This is a genomic window from Streptomyces sp. NPDC018964 (assembly GCF_044390325.1).
Classification (GTDB): Bacteria; Actinomycetota; Actinomycetes; order Streptomycetales; family Streptomycetaceae; genus Streptomyces.
The window spans coordinates 51,764-71,501 of record NZ_JBIRYZ010000012.1 but is presented as its reverse complement, the minus strand read 5'-3'; the positions used below and the strand labels follow the sequence as shown (position 1 = coordinate 71,501).

Annotated in this window: 20 protein-coding genes; 11 read left to right on the top strand and 9 right to left on the bottom strand. The window is 72.7% G+C overall.

The features are described 5' to 3' along the window. Window positions 1–17: 17 nt before the first annotated feature. The gene (locus ACH5AO_RS21640; RefSeq protein ID WP_398927298.1) at window positions 18–1,616 is read left to right on the top strand and encodes a serine/threonine-protein kinase; all 1,599 of its coding nucleotides are present in this window, start codon (window positions 18–20) and stop codon (window positions 1,614–1,616) included. Between the two features lie 13 nt (window positions 1,617–1,629). Here the strand turns inward: ACH5AO_RS21640 and ACH5AO_RS21635 are convergent, their stop codons facing one another. Further along, a complete protein-coding gene (locus tag ACH5AO_RS21635) occupies window positions 1,630–2,436 on the bottom strand; it encodes an SGNH/GDSL hydrolase family protein (RefSeq protein WP_398926995.1) in 807 nt (268 codons plus the stop codon). A gap of 601 nt (window positions 2,437–3,037) precedes the next feature. On the opposite strand from ACH5AO_RS21635, the gene ACH5AO_RS21630 reads away from it, so the two are divergent. From ACH5AO_RS21630 to ACH5AO_RS21615, 4 genes are all read left to right on the top strand, one after another. After that, the gene (locus ACH5AO_RS21630; RefSeq protein ID WP_398926993.1) at window positions 3,038–3,859 is read left to right on the top strand and encodes a glycosyltransferase family 2 protein; all 822 of its coding nucleotides are present in this window, start codon (window positions 3,038–3,040) and stop codon (window positions 3,857–3,859) included. Next, window positions 3,856–4,854, top strand: coding sequence for a glycosyltransferase family 2 protein (locus ACH5AO_RS21625; RefSeq protein WP_398926990.1), 999 nt, complete (start codon window positions 3,856–3,858; stop codon window positions 4,852–4,854). The genes ACH5AO_RS21630 and ACH5AO_RS21625 overlap by 4 nt, the downstream gene beginning before the upstream one ends. After that, window positions 4,847–5,647: a polysaccharide deacetylase family protein gene (locus tag ACH5AO_RS21620; RefSeq protein WP_398926988.1), complete on the top strand. Its 801-nt coding sequence runs from the start codon at window positions 4,847–4,849 to the stop codon at window positions 5,645–5,647. The genes ACH5AO_RS21625 and ACH5AO_RS21620 overlap by 8 nt, the downstream gene beginning before the upstream one ends. A gap of 71 nt (window positions 5,648–5,718) precedes the next feature. Beyond that, a complete protein-coding gene (locus tag ACH5AO_RS21615; protein ID WP_398926986.1) occupies window positions 5,719–6,813 on the top strand; it encodes a DUF5925 domain-containing protein in 1,095 nt (364 codons plus the stop codon). Window positions 6,814–6,948: 135 nt separating this feature from the next. Here ACH5AO_RS21615 and ACH5AO_RS21610 read toward each other — a convergent pair whose 3' ends face one another. Continuing rightward, window positions 6,949–7,317, bottom strand: coding sequence for a GntR family transcriptional regulator (locus tag ACH5AO_RS21610; RefSeq protein WP_398926984.1), 369 nt, complete (start codon window positions 7,315–7,317; stop codon window positions 6,949–6,951). A 71-nt stretch (window positions 7,318–7,388) separates the two neighbouring features. Here ACH5AO_RS21610 and ACH5AO_RS21605 point away from each other — a divergent pair, with 71 nt between their 5' ends. Both ACH5AO_RS21605 and ACH5AO_RS21600 read left to right on the top strand, forming a co-directional pair. Further along, window positions 7,389–8,318 (top strand): GNAT family N-acetyltransferase, encoded by a 930-nt coding sequence (locus ACH5AO_RS21605; RefSeq protein ID WP_398926982.1) that lies wholly within the window; start codon window positions 7,389–7,391, stop codon window positions 8,316–8,318. Beyond that, window positions 8,299–8,799, top strand: coding sequence for a DUF402 domain-containing protein (locus ACH5AO_RS21600; protein WP_398926980.1), 501 nt, complete (start codon window positions 8,299–8,301; stop codon window positions 8,797–8,799). Before ACH5AO_RS21605 ends, ACH5AO_RS21600 begins: the two co-directional genes overlap by 20 nt. Window positions 8,800–8,809: 10 nt before the next feature. Here the strand turns inward: ACH5AO_RS21600 and ACH5AO_RS21595 are convergent, their stop codons facing one another. Next, on the bottom strand, window positions 8,810–9,430 hold the full coding sequence (locus ACH5AO_RS21595; RefSeq protein WP_398926978.1) for a class I SAM-dependent methyltransferase: 621 nt from the start codon (window positions 9,428–9,430) through the stop codon (window positions 8,810–8,812). Window positions 9,431–9,568: 138 nt separating this feature from the next. Between ACH5AO_RS21595 and ACH5AO_RS21590 the strand changes: the two genes are divergently transcribed. Further along, complete coding sequence (locus tag ACH5AO_RS21590; RefSeq protein WP_398926976.1) at window positions 9,569–9,703, top strand: hypothetical protein; 135 nt, start codon at window positions 9,569–9,571, stop codon at window positions 9,701–9,703. A gap of 231 nt (window positions 9,704–9,934) precedes the next feature. Further along, a complete protein-coding gene (locus ACH5AO_RS21585; protein ID WP_398926974.1) occupies window positions 9,935–10,990 on the top strand; it encodes a lytic polysaccharide monooxygenase in 1,056 nt (351 codons plus the stop codon). A gap of 173 nt (window positions 10,991–11,163) precedes the next feature. On the opposite strand, the gene ACH5AO_RS21580 is transcribed toward ACH5AO_RS21585, so the two are convergent. Next, complete coding sequence (locus tag ACH5AO_RS21580; RefSeq protein ID WP_398926972.1) at window positions 11,164–11,610, bottom strand: MarR family winged helix-turn-helix transcriptional regulator; 447 nt, start codon at window positions 11,608–11,610, stop codon at window positions 11,164–11,166. An 81-nt stretch (window positions 11,611–11,691) separates the two neighbouring features. Between ACH5AO_RS21580 and ACH5AO_RS21575 the strand changes: the two genes are divergently transcribed. Next, on the top strand, window positions 11,692–12,066 hold the full coding sequence (locus ACH5AO_RS21575; protein WP_398926971.1) for a cupin domain-containing protein: 375 nt from the start codon (window positions 11,692–11,694) through the stop codon (window positions 12,064–12,066). Window positions 12,067–12,118: 52 nt separating this feature from the next. Here the strand turns inward: ACH5AO_RS21575 and ACH5AO_RS21570 are convergent, their stop codons facing one another. From ACH5AO_RS21570 to ACH5AO_RS21560, 3 genes are all read right to left on the bottom strand, one after another. Next, a complete protein-coding gene (locus ACH5AO_RS21570) occupies window positions 12,119–13,165 on the bottom strand; it encodes a S1 family peptidase (RefSeq protein ID WP_398927296.1) in 1,047 nt (348 codons plus the stop codon). 511 nt (window positions 13,166–13,676) lie between these two features. Beyond that, complete coding sequence (locus ACH5AO_RS21565; protein ID WP_398926969.1) at window positions 13,677–14,582, bottom strand: S1 family peptidase; 906 nt, start codon at window positions 14,580–14,582, stop codon at window positions 13,677–13,679. 296 nt (window positions 14,583–14,878) lie between these two features. After that, the gene (locus ACH5AO_RS21560; protein ID WP_398926967.1) at window positions 14,879–16,036 is read right to left on the bottom strand and encodes a DUF5685 family protein; all 1,158 of its coding nucleotides are present in this window, start codon (window positions 16,034–16,036) and stop codon (window positions 14,879–14,881) included. Between the two features lie 299 nt (window positions 16,037–16,335). Here ACH5AO_RS21560 and ACH5AO_RS21555 point away from each other — a divergent pair, with 299 nt between their 5' ends. Further along, the gene (locus ACH5AO_RS21555) at window positions 16,336–16,773 is read left to right on the top strand and encodes a cell division protein SepF (protein ID WP_398926965.1); all 438 of its coding nucleotides are present in this window, start codon (window positions 16,336–16,338) and stop codon (window positions 16,771–16,773) included. A gap of 36 nt (window positions 16,774–16,809) precedes the next feature. Here ACH5AO_RS21555 and ACH5AO_RS21550 read toward each other — a convergent pair whose 3' ends face one another. Together ACH5AO_RS21550 and ACH5AO_RS21545 are read right to left on the bottom strand one after the other, a co-directional pair. Further along, entirely contained in the window at window positions 16,810–18,000 is a 1,191-nt protein-coding gene (locus ACH5AO_RS21550) for an acyl-CoA dehydrogenase family protein (protein WP_398926963.1), read from the bottom strand. A 111-nt stretch (window positions 18,001–18,111) separates the two neighbouring features. After that, on the bottom strand, window positions 18,112–19,713 hold the full coding sequence (locus ACH5AO_RS21545) for an MFS transporter (RefSeq protein WP_398926961.1): 1,602 nt from the start codon (window positions 19,711–19,713) through the stop codon (window positions 18,112–18,114). Between the last annotated feature and the right edge of the window lie 25 nt (window positions 19,714–19,738).

Genomic DNA, 19,738 nt, shown 5'->3' with positions numbered 1-19,738 from the left:
AACCGGGTGGTGAGCGGGTGGTCGCGGGCCGGTACCGGCTGCTGTCGCCGCTGGGCGAGGGCGGCATGGGGACCGTGTGGCGGGCCCGTGACGAGGTGCTGCACCGCGAGGTCGCCGTCAAGGAGGTGCGCGCGCCGGCCGGGCTGCCGGCGTCCGCCGTGGAGCGGATGTACACCCGGCTGGAGCGGGAGGCGTGGGCGGCGGCCCGGATCGCCGACCGCAACGTGGTGACGGTGTACGACGTGGCGATGGAGGACGGCCGGCCGTGGATCGTCATGGAGCTGGTGCGCGGTCTGTCGCTGGCCGAGGTGCTGGACGCGGAGGGCCCGCTGTCCCCGCGGCGGGCCGCGCACATCGGCGCGGAGGTGCTCGCCGCGCTGCGGGCCGCGCACGCGGCGGGGGTGCTGCACCGGGACGTGAAGCCGGCCAACGTGCTGATCGCGAACGACGGGCGGATCGTGCTCACCGACTTCGGGATCGCCATGGTCGAGGGCAGCTCGGCGCTGACCATGACCGGGGAGGTCGTCGGTTCGCCCGAGTTCCTCGCGCCGGAGCGGGCGCTGGGGCGCACGCCGGGGCCCGAGTCGGACCTGTGGTCGCTCGGTGTGCTGCTGTACGCGGCGGTCGAGGGCCACTCGCCCTTCCGTCAGGACACCCCGCTCAGTACCCTGCGGGCGATCGTCGACGAGGAGCTGCCGCCGCCGCGCCGGGCCGGTCCGCTCGCCCCGGTGATCGAGGGGCTGTTGCGCAAGGATCCGGCCGAGCGGCTGTCGGCGGAGCGGGCGGAGCAGGACCTGCGGCTCGTCGGGGCGGGGGGTGATCCCCACGCGGACACGGCGCGTCCGGTGCCGTACACCCCGACAGTGGCCGCGCTGCCGCGGCCGTACCCGGTGGCGCACTCGCCCGCTCCCCCGGTGCCGGCCGCGGGAGCGCCGGCGGCGGCCACCGCGGTCACCCGGCCCGGGCGGGACCGGTGGGCCGCGGTCGCCCTGGTGACGGGTGTGGTGGTCCTGGCCCTGGCGCTGGCCGGGCTGACGTACGCGCTGCTGGACCGCGAGGACGGCGGGCCCGACGCCAAGAACACCGGCGGCCGCGCGAGTTCGCCCGCGCACACCGACGACGAGGACGACGGGGACGACGGCGGGGCGTCTGCGACGGACGGCCCGACGCCGTCCCCCACCGCGGGCGAGGAGGAGGAGAAGGAGGAGTCCACTCCCCCGCCGCAGACGGTGTCGGTGACGGTGACCGGCGCGCACACGGAGTACTCCGGGAGCTGTCCGCCGGCGCACGCGCTGGCGCCCGCGTTCACGGCGACGTTCACGGTGGGGCGGCTGCCGGCCGAGGTCTCCTACCGCTGGGTGGCCGAGGACGGCTCGGTGGACGATCCGGGCTGGCGGAAGCTGTCGTTCCCCGAGGGGGGCGGGCGTACGAAGCAGGACACGGTGGTCGTGACGACGCACTCGGAGACCGGGGTGTTCGAGAGCGAGATCGGCGTGGAGGTCCGGGAACCGGTGCGGACGACGTCCGAGACGGTGCCGTTCTCGGTGACGTGTGAGCCGGAGGCCCCGACGGGCGGGGCCTCCGCTTCTCCTTCCGGTACGGGCGACGGGTACTGACGGGTACTGACGGTCAGGCCGCGGAGTCGAGCACCGGCAGATAGCCGCCGGACTGTCCGGTCGCCGTCGGGTGGTACGAGTTGCCGATGTTCAGCCAGTCCACGCTGTGCAGCCAGGAGCTGCCGGAGCAGATCTCGTGGCCGGTGAAGGTGGTGCGTACGTCGCCGAAGGTGAAGCCGTGGGCGCCGGCGCGCCGGGCGATGGCGTTGTCGAGGTGGTCGGCGGCGTCGTTGATCGCCTTCCGCTTGGTTTCGGAGAGACCGATGCAGGAGGTGCCGAGCTTGTAGAAGCGGGGGTAGCCGAGCACCACGACACGGGCGTTGGGGGCCCGGTCGCGGATCGCCGAGTAGACGCTGTCGAGCCTGCCGGGCAGCGTCGAGTCGACGTACGCCTTCGCGGTGGCGATGCGCGAGAGGCAGGAGCTGTCGGACTGGAGCACACAGGTCGTCATGACGTCGGCGAAACCGGCGTCGTTGCCGCCGACGCTGATCGAGACCAGGCCGGTCGAGGTGGAGAGCGGGCCGAGCTGCCCGGAGAGGACATCACCCGTTCGGGCGCCCGAGCAGGCCGTGAAGTGGAAGGACGAGGGTGAGTTGGCGGCCGCCCAGAGGTAGGGATGGGCCTTCGTGCTGCGCTTGCAGTCGCCGCTTTCGGAGGTGTAGCCGCCGGCTCCGACGCCCGAGGCGTAGGAGTCGCCGAGCGCCACGTAGCCGCCGGCCGCTGCCTGTTGGGACGCCTGGGCCGTCGCGGCACCGGTGAGGGCGGTGGTGACGGCGAGAAGGAGTGAGCCGAGGACGAGGACAATTCGGGAACGTCTCATGGAACCTCCCTTTAGCAGGATCTCTGCCGCAACCGTGGTACCAACTACGCGTGTTGACCGGAAGTGTTCATGCCAAAACTGTTGCTGTTCGTTCCTGGACGAAATCCGGTCGGGCGGACTTTCCGCCCTTGACGCCCCCCACGACGTGCGCCACATTGAAGCCCGTCATCCGACGCTTCGGGGGGAAAAGTCGGTCATGTGGATACACACATCCCGGCAGGACACTTGCGTAACGGCCAAAACGACGAAAACGTGAACGGGCTTTCCAGGTCTTGCCATTCGGGCTCAATCGTCAATAACGTCATACATCTCACTCGCGGCGGTCCGTCAGCAAGCGGTTCCAGGGGAGGGCTCAGGACCGGGACGAACCGACGCGGGGCGCGGTAGGGGGGTGCCGTGCCCGGTGACCGCAGGCGGTGACCGGGCCGTGCCGCGCGGTCGGCCGGCTTTTCCGCGGCCGACCAGATTTGCCAGCTCACCCGGCGTGCACGTCGGTTCCGTCCGTCGTGCCGTGGGGTGAGAGCAACCCCCCTTTCGAACCGGACGAACAGCCGGGCCGCCCGAGGGGCGGGCGGTCCACCGGACGAGAGGGACCAGACTCATGAGTTCCGTTCTGCAGCCGGCGACCGAGGACCAGGATCCACCGGTCGCCCGCACCTACCGGCCCATCTCCTCTCACCTGGCCATAGCGCCGCCGGTGAGCGTGGTGATACCGGCCATGAACGAGGCGGAGAACCTGCCGTACGTCTTCAAGACGCTTCCCGACTGGATCCACGAAGTGGTCCTGGTCGACGGCAACTCCACCGACGGCACCGTCGAGGTGGCCCGCGAACTGTGGCCCGACGTCAAGGTCGTCGGGCAGCGCGGCAAGGGCAAGGGGGACGCGCTGCGCTCCGGGTTCGAGGCCTGCACCGGCGACATCATCGTGATGGTCGACGCGGACGGCTCGGCCGACGGCAACGAGATCGTCAGCTACGTCTCCGCGCTGGTCTCCGGCGCGGACTTCGCCAAGGGGTCCCGCTTCGCCAACGGCGGCGGCACCGACGACATGACGTTCATCCGCATGCTGGGCAACCGGGTGCTGTGCGCCGTCGTCAACCGCAAGTTCGGCGCGCGGTACACCGACCTCTGCTACGGCTACAACGCCTTCTGGCGGCACTGCCTCGACAAGATCGACCTCGACTGCACCGGCTTCGAGGTCGAGACTCTGATGAACATCCGGGTCGTCAAGGCCGGCCTCAAGGTGCAGGAGATCCCCAGCCACGAGTACCTGCGCATCCACGGCACGAGCAATCTGCGGGCCGTGCGCGACGGGCTGCGCGTGCTGAGAGTCATCCTCGGGGAGCGTTCCAACCGGCGTGCGCTGCGCCGGCGTCCGCACCCCTCGCCGCTGCTCGACACGGTGCGGGGGAAGGTGTCTTGAGCGATCCCGGCACCCCGGGCGTCTCGGTCGTGATCTGCGCCTACACCGAGGACCGCTGGGAGGACGTCCTCGCGGCGGTCGCCTCGGTACGGGCGCAGTCACGGCCGGCCCTGGAGACCCTGCTGGTCGTCGACCACAACCAGGACCTCCTGGACCGCCTGGGCAAGGAGTACGAGGAGAGCGACGACGTGCGGGTGCTCGCCAACGCGGGCCCCCGCGGCCTGTCCGCCGGCCGCAACACCGGGATCGCCGCCTCGCGCGGCGACGTCGTCGCCTTCCTCGACGACGACGCCGTGGCCGAACGCGACTGGCTGAAGCACTTCGCCGAGGCGTACGACGATCCGCGCGTGATGGCGGTCGGCGGGCGCACCGAACCCCTCTGGGCGTCGGGCCGGCGGCCCGACTGGTTCCCCGAGGAGTTCGACTGGGTGGTGGGCTGCACCTACCGGGGCCTGCCGCGCGGGCGGGTACGGGTGCGCAACGTGCTCGGCGGCAACGCCTCGTTCCGGCGCGAGGCCTTCGACACGGCGGGCGGCTTCGCCACCGGCATCGGACGCGACGGGAACAAGCGTCCGCTGGGCGGGGAGGAGACGGAGCTGTGCATCCGCCTCAGCCGCGCCCGGCCCGACGCGGTCCTGCTCATCGACGACCGCGCGGTGATCCACCACCGGGTGCCCGAGGTCAGGGAGCACTTCCGCTACTTCCGTACGCGCACCTACGCCGAGGGACTGTCCAAGGCACTGGTGGCCCGCAGCGTGGGCGCGGAGAAAGGGCTGGAGTCCGAACGCCGCTACACCACGCGCGTCCTGCCGGCCGGGGTGGTGCGGGGACTGCGCGACGCCCTGCTGGCCCGCCCGGGCGGCGCGGGGCGCGCGGGGGCGATCGTGGCCGGGGTGCTCACCGCGGCCGGCGGCTACCTGGTGGGGAGCGTGCGGGCCCGGCGGGACGGGATCACGTTCTCCGTGACGGCCGTCGAGGAGGCCCGCCGTGACTGACGTACGCGTACCGGTCCTCATGTACCACGCGGTCGCGGCCCGTCCCTGCGAGGCGACCTACGCCCTGTCCGTGTCCCCGGAGGCGTTCGCCGAACAGATGGCGGTGATCGCGGACCGGGGCCTCACCCCCGTCACCACGGCCGAACTGGCCGCGCACTGGCGCTCGGGCCGCCCGCTGCCCGAGCGGCCGGTCCTCGTCACGTTCGACGACGGCTACGAGGGCGTGCACCGGCACGCCCTGCCCGTGCTCGCCGAGCACGGGTTCCCGGCCACCCTGTTCGTCTCCACGGGCTGGCTGAGGGGCCCGTACGACACCGGCGGCGGCCTGGACACCATGCTCGACTGGGACCAGGTGCGTGAACTGGCCGCCGCGGGCGTCGAGATCGGCGGGCACAGCCACAGCCATCCGCAGCTCGACCAGCTCGACGAGGACCGGCTGCGCTCCGAGCTGATCCTGTGCAAGGAGATCCTCTCGGACCAACTGGGATCCGCGCCCGCCTCGTTCGCGTACCCCTACGGCTACTCCAGCCGCCGGGTGCGCCGGGCGGTGCGGGAGACCGGGTACGCCCAGGCCCTCGCCGTCGGCAACGACCTCGCCCGCCGCGCCCAGGGGCCGTACGCCCTGCGGCGGGTGACGGTGCGCAGGTCCACGTCCGCCGCCGAGTTCGAACGGCTGGTGGAAGGGCGGGCCGTCGCGCGGACCTTCGCCCGGGACCGCGCGCTGACCAAGGGGTACGCGGTGGTGCGCCGGGCACGGCGGGCACGGGGGCTGATCCGCCGGCCGTCGGACTGAGGCACGGGCGACCGTCCGTGCGCATCCGGAAACAGGGTGCGCACGGCGCCCGGGTGACCGATCATGGCGGCATGTCCGCGCAACCGCACGACACACTGCCGATCCGGCTCAACGTCGACGACAGCGACTCCCCGTCCGATGTCGTCGACGCGCTGTTCCTCGGCCGCTTCGCGACGGGCGAGCAGCCGTACTCGCACGCCGTCAACATCGACCGCGTACGCTCCGGCGCGACCCTGCTGCCCGCGGACGCGCGGGTGCTGCGGATCGCCAGGGACGACGACCGCAGTGCCACCCTGGCCGAGGGCGAGGGCTGGACCCTGCTGGTCTCCCGGTGGAACCGGGGCGCCGACGTCACCGTCACCGCGATCAGCGCCGAACTCGCCGCGAAGATCCTGGACGAGGCCACCGACGGCGCGGCCGACGAACCCGAACCGCAGCCGGAGAACGTCACCATGGGCTTCTGGTACGTCTCCCCGCGGCGCGGCCCGCACCGCACCACCCGGCAGATCTCGGCCGGCACCTGGGAGGAGATCCGGCCCAACTACACGGCGCCGGTGGCGGAGGCGATGGACCGCCTGATGAAGACCACCCCCGAGGACATCTCGGGCCGGCTGCTCCTGCTGCACGGCCCGCCGGGCACCGGCAAGACCTCCGCGCTGCGCACGCTGGCCCGGTCCTGGCGGGACTGGTGCCAGGTGGACTGCGTGCTGGACCCCGAGCGGCTGTTCGGTGACGTCGGCTACCTGATGGACATCGCGATCGGCGAGGAGGACGCGGCCGGCAAGGGCCGCTGGCGGCTGCTGCTCCTGGAGGACTGCGACGAGCTGATCCGGGGCGAGGCCAAGCACACCGCCGGGCAGGCGCTGTCCCGGCTGCTGAACCTGACGGACGGCCTGCTCGGTCAGGGCCGCAACGTCCTGGTGGGGGTCACCACCAACGAGGACCTGGAACGCCTGCACCCGGCCGTGGTCCGCCCCGGCCGCTGTCTGGCCCGCATCGAGGTGGGGCGGCTGACCCGCCCGGAGGCGGTGAGCTGGCTCGGCACCGAGGAGGGCGTCGGCCGCGAGGGCGCGACCCTGGCCGAGCTGTACGCCCTGCGCCGGGGCACCTCCCCGACGTCCCTCCCGGAACCCCGGGGCGACGCGGACGCGGGCCTGTACCTGTAGGCGCTCCGGAGGACCGGCACAGGGTGAGCTTGAGCTACACAGCCGGCGCTCACCCGCGCCCCTAGGGGCGCGGGGAACTGCGCGACCGGCCACAACGGCCCCGCAGCCGAAACGGAACCCCCACCGCGACGGCGCTCACGCCCCGTAAGCAGCACGCAGTGCGTCCCGCACGGCAGCCAGTGCCTCCTCCTCCGAGCAGCCGAGCCGCCGCGCCCTGGCGGCGAACTCCTGCGCCCCGGACGCCAACTCCCGCTCCGCCGCCGCCCCCGCGGCGGCGATCAGCGTCCCGTTGCGCCCCCGCGTCTCGATCACCCCGTCCGCCTCCAGCGCCCGGTACGCCTTGGCCACCGTGTTCGCGGCGAGCCCGAGCGTCTCGGCCAGCCCCCGTACCGTCGGCAGCCGGTACCCCACGGGCAGCGCCCCCGACCGTGCCTGCTCGGAGATCTGCGCCCGTACCTGCTCGTACGGGGGCGCGCCGTCGTCGATCCGGATCTTCAAGGTCACGGCCCGATTGTCGCGCACCCCGGCGGAAAAGAGGAGGCGCTCCGGGCGCGGCCCCCGTAGCGTGCGCCTCCATGACAGTGACCGTCCGCGATCTCCGCCCCGACGCCCGCGCCGACCTGGAGGGCTTCGCCCGCGTCCGGCACGCCGCGCTGCCGTTCATCCTGATCACCCCGGAGTCCCTGGCCCACGACCTCACCCGTCTCCACCCCGACGCCCACTACCGTCCGCTGGTCGCCGTGGCCGACGGCGAGGTGATCGGCACGGCGCAGGTGCACCTGACCCGCGAGAGCGCCGAGCCCGGCCAGGGCAACATCAACGTGTACGTGCACCCCGGGCACACCCGCCGGGGCGCCGGAACACTGCTGGTGCGCGCCGCCGAGGAGCACCTGGCCGCGCACGGGGCGACCCGGCTGTTCGCCTGGGTGGTGGACGAGCCGGGCAACCGCGCCTTCGCCGAGGCGCACGGCTACCGGGCGAGCCGCTCCGCCCACTTCCTCCGCCTGGACCTGGCGAACGGCGTCCTCCCCCCGCTCCAGGATCCGCCGCCGGGCGTGGAGCTGCGCCCGGGCTCGGACTTCGCTACTGACCCGCGCCCGCTGTTCGAGCTGGACGCGGAGACCATGGCGGACGAACCCAGCGATGTGGACACCGAGTTCACGGACTACGAGGCCTGGCTGGAGGAGACCTGGCGGCACCCGCTGTTCAGCCCCGAGCTGACCACGGTGGCGCTGGTCGACGGCCGTCCCGCCGCGTTCTCCGCGGTCCGCACGGACGGCGGCACCCGGTACGGCACAGTCATGACCGGCACCGCCCGCGCCCACCGGGGCCGGGGTCTGGCCAAGCTCGCCAAGAACGACTCCCTGCATCGCGCCCGCGCGGCCGGGTACACGGAGGCGTTCACGGGAAACGACACCGGGAACGGGCCGATGATCGCGATCAACCAGTGGTTCGGGTACGAGATCTGCGGGACGGAGGTGCGGTATGTCCGCGCACTGGGCTGACGGGCCGACGCGGGTGGAGGTGGTCCTCGTCAAGGCGGGACGCATGAAGATCCGCTATCCGGCCGAGCTGCTCGCCGACGACGGCACCCGCGTCACCGTGCGCGCCCCCTGGGCGGGGAACGGCGTGCGCGACTTCGGCTTCGTCCGCTTCGAGCCCGGTGACGTCTTCACGGAGCACTACTGGCGCGACCGGTGGTACTCGGTGAAGGAGGTCCGCGCCGTCGACGGCGCCCTCAAGGGCCACTACTGCGACATCACCCGGCCGGCCGAGCTCTCCGGCGGCCGGCTGGTCGTCGAGGACCTCGACCTGGACCTGTGGGTCTCCGCGGACGGCACGGACGTACGGCGGCTGGACGAGGACGAGTTCGCGGCGAGCGGTCTGCTCACCACGGATCCCGAGGCGGCGGCCGCCGCGGTGGCCGCCCTCGACGAACTGGACGCCCGGGCCCGCGAGGGCGGGTTCGGCGCGCTGCTCGTCTGAGGGCGCCGGGTCAGTCCGGGACCACGACCACCGCGTACCGCTCGTCGTCCACGTCCCGGCCCCACAGCGCCGTGTCCCCGGACAGCGGCTCCACGTCCACCCGCCCGCCGAGCGGCGCCAGGAGGGCGGTGAGCCGGCCGGCGGGTATGCCGACCGGGCTCACCGTCCCCCACACCCCCTCAACCAGCACCAGCCGTCCGCCCGGGCGCAGCAGGTCCCGCCAGTTCCGCAGCGCCAGGCCCGGTTCGGGCAGCGTCCACAGCACGTGCCGGACCAGGACGGCGTCATAGCGCTCCTCGCCGACCGGTGGTGCCGTCGCGTCGCCGACGAGGAACACGGCGTCACGTCCGGCGAGCTTCCGCCGGGCGAGCGCCACCATCGCCGGGGACCGGTCGACGCCGGTCACCCGGTGTCCCCGCTCGGCCGCGAGGAGGGACAGGCTGCCGGTGCCACAGCCGAGGTCGAGGACGTCGCCGGGCCGTCCCGGCAGCCAGGTTTCCAGCCGCGCCGCCCAGGCCGCGCGCACCCGGGGGTCGCGCAGTCCGTGGTCCGGCTCCTCGTCGAACGCGGCGGCCTCCGCGTCCCAATCGACACCGTGCGTACCCGCCCCGTCACCGTCGTGGATCGTCATGGCCCCAGAGTGACACCCCCCACTGACAATCGATTCGTGACGGCGGCCACAGACAGAACGGGACCGATGAGGAACTCTCCCCCGAAAGGTCTACCTCCGTGAGAACACGGAACCCGGTGGACCCTGAAGGAGGCAGCCATGCGCCGTGTCACCGTGCAGAAGCCCCCGAGGAAGACGGACACCCGCCGGGCCCGTGAGGAGGCCGACGAGCGCCCCGCGGGACGACCCGAGGTCCGCAAGGACATCGCCCGCACCTGGTGGCCCGACTGCTGACCGCCCGGACACCCGCCCGCTCCGGGCACCCGTCTGATTCCGGGCACCCACTTGATCCGGGCACCTACCTGATCCCAGCCTGAGCACTCCCTTAACGCGGCCATAAGGATCTCCCTCCGCGGCCTTCGACAGGCGATTCCGCTGGTTCGGGGGGCTAGTTTCTGAGCCATCCCCCCACGGGATCCACCCCCCACCCCGATCCAGTGATCGCTGTCGAGGAGTTGCTGCCCCATGCCCGCACGCCGCAAGGCCGCTGTCGCCACCGCCGTCGGTCTCGTTCCGCTCGCCCTGACCGGGCTGTCCGCCGCGCCGGCGTCCGCGCACGGCTCGATGGGCGACCCGGTCAGCCGTGTCTCGCAGTGCTACGCCGAGGGCCCGGAGAGCCCGAAGTCGGCGGCGTGCCAGGCGGCGGTCGCGGCCGGCGGCACCCAGGCGCTGTACGACTGGAACGGCGTCCGCATCGGCGACGCCGACGGGCGCCACCAGGAGCTCATCCCCGACGGCAAGCTGTGCAGCGCCGGCAACGAGGCGTTCAAGGGGCTCGACCTGGCCCGCGCCGACTGGCCGACGACGAGCGTGAGCAGCGGCTCGTACACCTTCAAGTACCGCGTGACCGCCCCGCACAAGGGGACCTTCAAGGTGTACATCACCAAGCCGGGCTACGACCCGTCGCAGCCGCTGGCCTGGGACGACCTGGACCTGGCGAACCCGGTGGCGACCTCCACCGACCCGGCCGCCTCGGGCGGCTTCTACACGTTCACCGGCACCCTCCCCGAGCGCTCCGGCGCACAGCTGCTGTACGCGGTCTGGCAGCGGTCGGACAGCCCGGAGGCGTTCTACTCCTGCTCGGACGTCACGTTCGGCGGCGGATCCCAGGCGGGCGGGAACGGAGCCGGCGACGGCGCGGCCGCCGACTCGGGCGACACCCCGGAGGAGGCCGCCGCCCCGGCGCCGGCCGCCTCCGCCCCGTCCGAGGAGCAGATCGAGGACGGTGCCGACAAGTCGACCGTCGAGAACCACGGGCACGGCGACGACGACCCCCACACCTCGGCCGAGCCGGCCGCCGCGACGGCGGACGACGACGACACCGCCCCGGAGGCCGCCGACGACGGCACCACCGGCAACCAGGTGAAGGCGGCGGGGGCGTCGCGGAACCTCGCGGAGACCGGCGGCGACGGCAACACCCCGTACCTGATGGTCGGCGGCGCCGCGGCACTGGCGCTCGGCTCGGCGGCGCTGTTCGCCTCCGCGCGGCGGCGCACGGCGACCGGGCGACACGGCCGCTGAACCCGCATCGGGGCCCTGTCCGGCGGCTCAGGCCGGGCAGGGCCCCGACGCGCGTGTCCGCGCGGACACGTGTCAGCCGAACACGGAGGCGCGGACGGCGGGCTCGGTGCGGGCCGGGCCGCGGGCGTCGGCGGCCCCGTCGCACGGTCGCCCCGGCCGCCGCCGACAGGACGTCACCACACGGGACGGATCGGTCCGTCGGGCGCGATGCGCAGCAGCTTCCGCGTCAGCTCGCGCACCTCCGCCTCCCCCAGCACCTCGCCCCAGGCCCGTACGGCCTCCGTCGCCGCCTCGTCGGCCGCCCGGGTGCAGGCCCGCCCCGCCTCGGTCAGCACGACGAGCCTGGCCCGCGCGTCCTCGGGGTGCGGTCGCCGCTCGACGTACCCCTTGCGCACCAGCTCGTCGACGAGCTGGCTCGCGGCCTGCTTGGTCACCCCGAGGTGGACCGCGAGGTCGGTGACCGTCGCGCCGTCCGGGGCGAGCCGGGTGAAGGCGAACCCGTACGCCGGCCGCACCCCCTCGAAGCCGCGGGCGACCACCCCGTCGTGGATGCGCCGGGTGAGCTCGCCGGCGGCGGCGAGCAGGGCGGCGGACAGGGTGACGGCCTCGGAGTTCTGCACAGGGAGATTCAAGCACCTTGACGAAGCGGTCAAGACGCTTGACCATATAGTCAACTTGCTTGACTACTGAAGGAGGCCGTCGTGCCCGTCGTCCGCCCGTCCGACGCCGTCGTCCACGAGATGCACGGAGCCCGTTTCGTCTCGTACGCCGCCCCCTCGACCGGCAGCGAGGAGCTGTGCGCCTGGCGGGGCGAGACTCCCGCCGGCACCCGGGCGCCCGCGCACACCGTCAACCGGGAGGAGATCTTCCATCTGCTCTCCGGCGAGCTGCTGATCACCCTCGACGGCACCGCCCACCGCGTCACCGCCGGCGACACGGTGATCATCAACCCCGGCGCGACCCTCGCCGTCGAGAACCCGACCGCCGAGGTGGCCGTCTCCTGGGTCACCACGTCCCGCGGCCTGGAGGCGACCCTGGCCGACGGCACGCGCGTGGTGCCGCCGTGGGCCAACTGAGACCGGCCCGTCCCTCCGCGCGGAGGGACGGGCCGTCACAAGGTGGCGGGGTTCAGCCGATCCGGGTGCCGGTCGCCGAGAGGGCCTCCGTCACCGGCTGGAAGAAGGTCGTGCCGCCCGAGGTGCAGTCGCCGCTGCCCCCGGAGGTGAGGCCGACCGCGCTGCTGCCCGAGAAGAGCGAGCCGCCGCTGTCGCCGGGCTCGGCGCACACGTCGGTCTGGATGAGACCGTTGACGATGTCGCCGTTGCCGTAGTTCACGGTGGCGTCCAGGCCGGTGACCGTGCCGGAGTGGACCTGGGTCGTGGAGCCGCTGCGGGTGACCCGCATGCCGACGGTGGCCTCGGCGGCGCCGGAGATCGCCTGCGTGGAGCCGTCGTAGAGGTTCACCTCGCTCGGGTGGGCCACGTCGGCGGTGTACTTGACCAGACCGTAGTCATCGCCCGGGAAGCTGGAGTCCGCGTTCTCGCCGATCACGGTGCCCGAGGAGTCCGACCAGGTGGAGATCCCCTCGGTGCAGTGCCCGGCGGTGAGGAAGTGCGGCTCGCCGCCCTTGGTCACGTTGAAGCCGAGCGAGCAGCGCCCGCCGTTGCCCGTGATGGCGTCACCACCGGCCACGAAGGGCTTGTACTCGCCCTTGGTGCGCTGGAGTTCGGCGGTGGCGCCGAGGGAGTCGACGACCTTCGTCAGCTCGGCCCACTCGGCCTCGGAGACGGTGCGGTCCGCGGTGACGACGACCTTGTTGGTGGTCGGGTCGGTCACCCAGGAGGTGCCGGGGATGGTGGCGTCCTGCTTCAGGGTGGTACGCGCACTCTTGAGTTCGGCGAGGGAGTTCGCCACGACTCTCGCCTCGGCGCCGGCCGACTCGACGGTCTCGGCGGCGGCCTCGTCGAGCACGTTCACCACGAGGGTCCTGCTCTTCGCGTCGTAGTACGTTCCCGCCGCGTCGGCGCCCAGGTCCCGGGCGAGCGTCGAAGCGAGCTTTCCGGCCGCTCCGATCGAGAGGGTCCGGGGCGTGGAGTCCGCCGGAACCTCGCTGGCGTTCGCAGTCTGGAAGGTGACCGCGCCGGCAGCCAGTGCGGCGATGCCCGCACCCGCCATGACCGCACGTCGCCTGGGTATGCGTCGGTGCTTCAACTCACGTCCTCCTGTGGGGGGGCGGCCCGGGAGATTGTGGGGACCTCACCGGACCGGAAGGTGTACGGCTACGGGGGCAGAACACAGAAGAAGCCACACCCGTGCCGGTCGAACGGCGCCCACTCTTCCGAACCCCGCAGGGAGCACACAAGGTCGACTTCAGGACGCGCGTACGGCAACGGCCGCGCGCCCCCTATGTCCTGACTGGTCATGGACACGCAGGGTGGTTCGCACTGCAAACGCTACGAGGGAGTAACCGGCGGTACGGTGCACGGGATTCCGCCTTGGCTTGAATTCGACCCTCACGCCTGCCCCGCGCCCCGTATCCATGCCCGTGCCCGCGTCCGCGCCTGCCCCCGTGCCCGCGGCAAGGGTGAGCCCCCGCACGGCGATCGCGTGCGGGGGCTCGAGGTGCTGCCGGCTGCGAGGGGGACTCACGGGACCGGTGGTGCCGGCCGGTCCCGGCGGGCCACTCCTAGTAGACGCTGACGCCGTAGGCGCTCAGGGCCTCCGTCACCGGCTGGAAGAAGGTCGTGCCGCCGGAGGAGCAGTTGCCGCTGCCGCCGGAGGTGAGACCGTACGCGGTGCCGTTGCTGCCGTAGAGCGCGCCGCCGGAGTCGCCGGGCTCGGCGCAGACCGTGGTCTGGATGAGACCGGAGACGACGTCGCCGCCACCGTAGTTGACGGTGGCGTTCAGGGCGGTGACGCGGCCGCTGTGGGTACCGGTGGTGGAGCCGTCGCGGATGACGGTGGTGCCCACGCTCGGGGTGGCCGCGCGGGTGATGTCCACGCCGTTGGCGGTGCCGGGTCGGCTGACGGACCCGGTGTACCGGACGATGCCGTAGTCGTTGCCCGGGAAGCTGGAGCCGGCCGTCGAGCCGATGGCCGTGGTGCGCGCGGAGTTGGAGTACCAGGTGCCCGCGCCGTCGGTGCAGTGACCGGCGGTCAGGAAGTACTGGGCGCCGCTGCTGTCCTGGACGTTGAAGCCGAGGGAGCAGCGCCAGCTGCTCGCGTAGATGGCGTCGCCGCCCTGGATGAGCTTGCTGATCTTGCCCGGGGTGCGCTTGACGGTGATCGCCGCGGCGTCGTCCCCGGCCTCCCGCTTGATCTTGTCGATCTCGGCCTGGGAGACGGTGCTGTCCACGGTCAGGAGCACCCGGTTGGTCTTGCTGTCGACGGCCCAGGCGGTGCCCGGGACGTCGGCCTCCAGCACCGAGCCGCTCACGCTCTTGAGTTCGGCGGAGCTGAAGGTGCTGGGGGTCTCGGCCGCGTTCGCGCTGGGGACCACGATCGCGGCAGCGGCCACGAAGCCGGTGGCTACGGCGATCAGCCGAGTCCGTCTCGAGATGCCGCTACGGGGGGTGGTGCGCTTGATCCTCACTTCTCGTTCCTCCACAAAGGAAGTAGGGGGCCCTCGTGGGGTTGTGGGCCCGGTGAGGCGCAGCCAGGGAGCCGGGTGCCCGGATTCCGAACACGCCGTGCCCCTGACAAGCGCTGTGGGCGAGTATTCGGCCGACCGACCGTTCGGCGCAAGGGTGCCTTTTGGACGTCGGCCTTTGAACCGTCTAGGAGATTTGGTCCGGATGCGGGACCGCGTTACCCGTGGTCACCTCTGCGGCACGACCGGTCGAACAGCCGCGCCGTGTCCGGAACTCGCCCCTCCGGATAGCCGGTCCGTCAGCAGCCGCAGTCACAGCCGCAGTCGCAGCCGTCGCAGCAACCGTCCTCACCGCAGCAGTTGCAGCACTCACAGCAGTTGCCGCAGTCCCCGCACCCGCTGCAGTCGCAGTTGGTGCAGGGCCCCTCCTTCTGCTCCCGGCTCCAGGGGTCCTCATAGGTACCGCAGCACAACTGGCAGGTGCAGGCGAGGCCCAGCCACACGGCGCAACCGGCCAGCAGTCCGCGCCGGTCGCGGCGCGGCGGCTCGGGGGGCAGCGGGCCACCGGGGGTGCCGGGAGGCGCGTAGGGGCCGGTTCCGTGGGCACAGGAGACCGTACCGAAGGCACGATGGACGGAGTTGGGCAGTTCATGGACGAGCAGCCGGTGCGCGAGACCGCCGTCGGAGAACTCCACCTCGCGCAGGGCGAGCCGGATGCCGTGCACCGCGTCGTCGGCGAGCCGGCGGGCCTCCTCCAGCGGGGTCCCGGTGGCGGTGAGCGGGTTCCAGGCGCCCGAGGCGGCGTCGGCCTCCCGGTCCTCCACCGCGTCCAGGAGGTGGGCGAGGCGCCCGAAGAGGCGACCGGCCTCCGCGAGCGGCACGGCGTTGCGCGGCCGGCCGGCCAGCACCGCGGTGTACGCGAAGGCCGCGGACGTCGCGGTCTCGGTCGGCTCGGTGACGGTGAGGACCGGGGTGCCGGGCCCGGCAAGGGTCTCGATGCCGGTCTGCCGGTCCACGGCGTCGACGAGGACGGCGGTGTCGAACCCGACGTCCGAACCGGTCCGCGCTCCCGCCCGGTCCCAGCTCGCCGCGACCCGGCGCGCGGCGAACGCGACCGGCCCGCGCGCCAGCATCCCGTCGCCGTCGGCGACGTGGTCGCGCATCTTGGCGGAGGCCAGGACGAGGGAGACGGCCGCCGCGAGCCGCGCGCCCTCACCGTGCGCGACGGACGCGGTGCGCATGCCGCGCAGCGGGCACGGCCCCGCGGTGCGCCGTCCCTCGTCCGGGCGTTCCGCCTGAGCCTCCGTCAGGACGGATATGAGGAGCCCGTCGTAGTTGGTGACGATCCGCGCGAGCTGCCCGTGGTCCCCGCGCAACGCGAGACACAGCCCGCACAGATGGGCCATCCACTGGGCGGTGAGCTTCTCCCCGAGCCGGTGCCGACACGGCCTGACCATTCCGAACACGACGTTCCCCCGTGTAGTCGTACGACGTTGAGCGGCGGCATCGTATCGGCCCGGCGTTCACCCGTACGCGCCCTCCCTCACCCGTACGCCGCGAAGAATAATATTTCACTCACAGTCAGCAGCCGTTTACATCAGGACCCTTGGGAAACCCGGACTCTCGACGGATCAGCTGTGCACCAGTACCGTCACAAACCCCCCGCGCGGCGTCTATCCACTTGGCGCGATGTCCGTGTCATGGACGACCATAGGGATGCGGAAAGCAGAAAAGACCGCTGTGAGAGGAGGCGTCCATGGGATCGGTACGCAAGGCGAGTGCCTGGCTTGGCCTCGTCGACGACAACGAAGACGAGCGTTACTACGACGACGACTACTCCGACGGGACCGAGCCCGGCGAGGCCTGGGTCACCGATCCGCGGGTCAAGGTGGCCGCGGACGTCGCCGAGGAGAGGGGCCGCCGGATCGGCACGGTCACCCCGGACAGCTTCCGGGACGCCCGCGCCATCGGCGAGCTGTTCCGCGAGGGCGTTCCCGTCATCGTGAACCTCACGGCCATGGACGCCGGCGACGCCAAGCGCGTGGTCGACTTCGCCGCGGGTCTGATCTTCGGCCTGCGCGGTTCCATCGAGCGCGTGTCCAGCCGGGTGTTCCTGCTCAGCCCGGCCGACACCGAGGTCGTCAGCGGTGATCCGGCCGCGCACCGGTCGGACGGTTTCTTCAACCAGAGCTGAGGCGGGGCCGTTCACCGGCCCCGCCTCCCCGGAGGCTCACCGGAAGGCGTCGAGTCCGGTGAGCGCCTTGCCCAGCACGAGCTGGTGCATCTCCACGGTGCCCTCGTAGGTGAGCACCGATTCCAGGTTGGTCGCGTGCCGCATCACCGGGTACTCGAGCGAGATCCCGTTGGCACCGAGGATCGTGCGGGCCGTACGGCAGATGTCGATGGCCTCGCGGACGTTGTTGAGCTTGCCGAAGCTGACCTGCTCGGGACGCAGGCGGCCGGCGTCCATGCGCCGCCCCAGATGGTGGGCGAGCAGAATCCCCTTGTGCAGCTCGACCGCCATGTCGGCGAGCTTGGCCTGGGTCAGCTGGAACCCGCCGATGGGCCGCCCGAACTGCTCCCGTGACTTCGCGTAGTCGACCGCCGCCTCGAAACAGCTCCGCGCGGCGCCCATCGCGCCCCAGACGATCCCGTACCGGGCGTGCGAGAGGCAGCTGAGCGGGCCCTTGAGGCCGGTCACCCCGGGCAGTACGGCTTCGGCGGGCAGCCGTACGTCGTCGAGGACCAGCTCGCTGGTGACGGAGGCGCGCAGCGACCACTTGTGCTTGATCTCGGGCGCCGAGAAGCCGGGGGTGTCGGTGGGGACGACGAAGCCGCGGATCCCGTCCTCGGTCCCCGCCCACACCACGGCGACCCCGGCCACGGAGCCGTTGGTGATCCACATCTTGCGCCCGTTCAGCACCCAGTCCGCGCCGTCGCGCTTGGCGTGGGTGCGCATCGAGGCCGGGTCGGAGCCGTGGTCGGGTTCGGTGAGCCCGAAGCAGCCGATGACCTCGCCGGACGCCATCGGGGGCAGCCACCGCCGCTTCTGCTCCTCGCTGCCGAACCGGTGGACGGCGTACATGGCCAGCGAGCCCTGCACGGAGACCAGGGAGCGGATCCCGGAGTCGGCCGCCTCCAGCTCCAGACAGGCGAGTCCGTACTGGACGGCGCTCGCGCCCGCGCAGCCGTAGCCGTCGAGGGACATGCCGAGCGCGCCGATGCCGCCGAGCTCCCGGGCCAGCTCCCGGATGCCGGGCAGCTCGCCCTTCTCGTACCAGTCGGCGACGTGCGGGAGCACGCGGTCGGCGGCCCAGGCGCGCACGGTGTCCCGGACGGCCAGGTCCTCCGGCTCCAGCAGGTCGTCGAGGCCGAGGGGGTCGGCGGGGTCGAAGGGGGGCAACTTCGCGGACGCGGACATGGGGCACCCTCCGGGGGCTGGTCCGGGATCAACTAGCACTGCTAGTCACGGCTCGGGGCGACGTTACGACGCGGTCTCCCGCGCGTCCACCCGGCCGGTGCGGGACACGGCTCACACCTTCAGCTCGGGGACACGGCGCTCCGTGGCCTCCCGCGGCGCGGGCACCTGCCCGGCCGGCGGCTCGCACTGCATCGCCCGCGGCAGGCGCAGCGCCATCGCCGCACCGAGCAGCAGCAGACCCGCGCTCACCAGCAGGGTCACGTGCAGTCCGTGCACGAAGGAGTGGCGCGCCGCGTCGCGCAGGGCGGTCCCGGCGGGCCCGCCGAGCCGGCCGGCCACCTCGTAGGCCTCCCCCAGCGAGTGCGAGGCCGCCGCGGACGCCGCCGCGGACACCCCGGGCACGCCGGTGAGGCCGGGTGCGTAGGCCGCGTTCATCACGCTGCCGAGGAGGGCGATCCCGATGCCGGCGCCCAGCTGGTAGGAGGTCTCGCCGATCGCGGCCGCCCCGCCGGCCCGGTCCGGCGGGGCCTCGCTGAGCATCGACTCGTAGGCCCCGAACAGCGTGGTCTCCAGGCCGAAGCCGAGCAGGACGAAACCGGTGAGCAGCAGCGGGGCGTCGTCCTGTCCGCCCATCGCGGTCAGCGCCACCACCGCGGCGGCCGTCAGGCAGAAGCCGGAGCAGACCATGCGGCGCGGGCCGAACCGGCGCAACATCCGCGCGCCTGCCAGGCCCGCCGCCATCGCCGCGATCGTCAGCGGCAGCAGGCGCAGTCCGGTCTCCAGCGGGGAGAGCCCGAGCACGAGCTGGAGGTACTGGGCCGCGATCAGTTCCAGGCCCACCAGGGCGAGCATCGCCAGCACGATGCAGCCCACCGACGTGCTGAACGCGGGCCGGGCGAACATCCGCAGGTCGACCAGCGGGTGCGCGCGGCGCCGCTGCCGGCGCACGAAGACGGTCAGCAGTCCGGTGCCCACGAGCAGCGGCAGCACGGTCCACACGCCGACGGCGCCGCCGCCGAGCCGCTTCACCCCGAGGACCACCGCGAACAGTCCGGCGGCGGCCGTCAGCGCGCCGGCCACGTCCCAGGGACCGTCGCCCTCGCCCTTCGACTCGGGCAGCAGGATCCACCCGACCGGGAGGCTGACCAGCATCAGCGGAATGTTGACCAGGAAGACCGAGCCCCACCAGAAGTGCTCCAGCAGGAAGCCGCCGAGCAGGGGGCCGACCGCCGCGCCCACGGCGGCGACCGCGCTCCAGACGCCGATGGCGAGCGCCCGCTCACGCCGGTCCGGGAAGACCTGGCGCAGGATCGACAGCGTCGCCGGCATGATCATCGCACCGCCGACGCCGAGCAGCGCCCGCGCCACGATCAGCACCTGGGCGTTGTCCGCGAGGGCCGCCGTGCCGGAGGCGACGCCGAACAGGGCGTAGCCGAGCAGCAGGACGCGTCTGCGGCCGATCCGGTCGCCGAGGGTGCCGAAGAGGATCAGCAGCGAGGCGCAGACCAAGGGGTAGGCGTCGACGATCCAGAGCAGCTCCATCGCGCCGGGCCGCAGGTCCTCGGTGACGGCGGGGACCGCGACGTGCAGCACGGTGGCGTCGACGGCGACCAGCAGCAGGCTGACGCAGAGGACGACGAGCACCACCCAGCGGTTGGCACCGGCCCCGGCCGCCCGACGGCGCAGCGCGGCGGCCGTGGTCGTCCCGGACATGTACACGTACCTCCCAGATGTTCCC

What these genes read in the sequence shown, in the direction of transcription:
- ACH5AO_RS21550 (WP_398926963.1), bottom strand. Translation starts at nt 18,000, where the DNA reads ATGTCCGCGTCCGCGAAGTTGCCCCCCTTCGACCCCGCCGACCCCCTC.
- ACH5AO_RS21630 (WP_398926993.1), top strand. Translation starts at nt 3,038, where the DNA reads ATGAGTTCCGTTCTGCAGCCGGCGACCGAGGACCAGGATCCACCGGTC.
- ACH5AO_RS21585 (WP_398926974.1), top strand. Translation starts at nt 9,935, where the DNA reads ATGCCCGCACGCCGCAAGGCCGCTGTCGCCACCGCCGTCGGTCTCGTT.
- ACH5AO_RS21600 (WP_398926980.1), top strand. Translation starts at nt 8,299, where the DNA reads ATGTCCGCGCACTGGGCTGACGGGCCGACGCGGGTGGAGGTGGTCCTC.
- ACH5AO_RS21560 (WP_398926967.1), bottom strand. Translation starts at nt 16,036, where the DNA reads ATGGTCAGGCCGTGTCGGCACCGGCTCGGGGAGAAGCTCACCGCCCAG.
- ACH5AO_RS21570 (WP_398927296.1), bottom strand. Translation starts at nt 13,165, where the DNA reads ATGGCGGGTGCGGGCATCGCCGCACTGGCTGCCGGCGCGGTCACCTTC.
- ACH5AO_RS21615 (WP_398926986.1), top strand. Translation starts at nt 5,719, where the DNA reads ATGTCCGCGCAACCGCACGACACACTGCCGATCCGGCTCAACGTCGAC.
- ACH5AO_RS21605 (WP_398926982.1), top strand. Translation starts at nt 7,389, where the DNA reads ATGACAGTGACCGTCCGCGATCTCCGCCCCGACGCCCGCGCCGACCTG.
- ACH5AO_RS21635 (WP_398926995.1), bottom strand. Translation starts at nt 2,436, where the DNA reads ATGAGACGTTCCCGAATTGTCCTCGTCCTCGGCTCACTCCTTCTCGCC.
- ACH5AO_RS21595 (WP_398926978.1), bottom strand. Translation starts at nt 9,430, where the DNA reads ATGACGATCCACGACGGTGACGGGGCGGGTACGCACGGTGTCGATTGG.
- ACH5AO_RS21555 (WP_398926965.1), top strand. Translation starts at nt 16,336, where the DNA reads ATGGGATCGGTACGCAAGGCGAGTGCCTGGCTTGGCCTCGTCGACGAC.
- ACH5AO_RS21590 (WP_398926976.1), top strand. Translation starts at nt 9,569, where the DNA reads ATGCGCCGTGTCACCGTGCAGAAGCCCCCGAGGAAGACGGACACCCGC.
- ACH5AO_RS21545 (WP_398926961.1), bottom strand. Translation starts at nt 19,713, where the DNA reads ATGTCCGGGACGACCACGGCCGCCGCGCTGCGCCGTCGGGCGGCCGGG.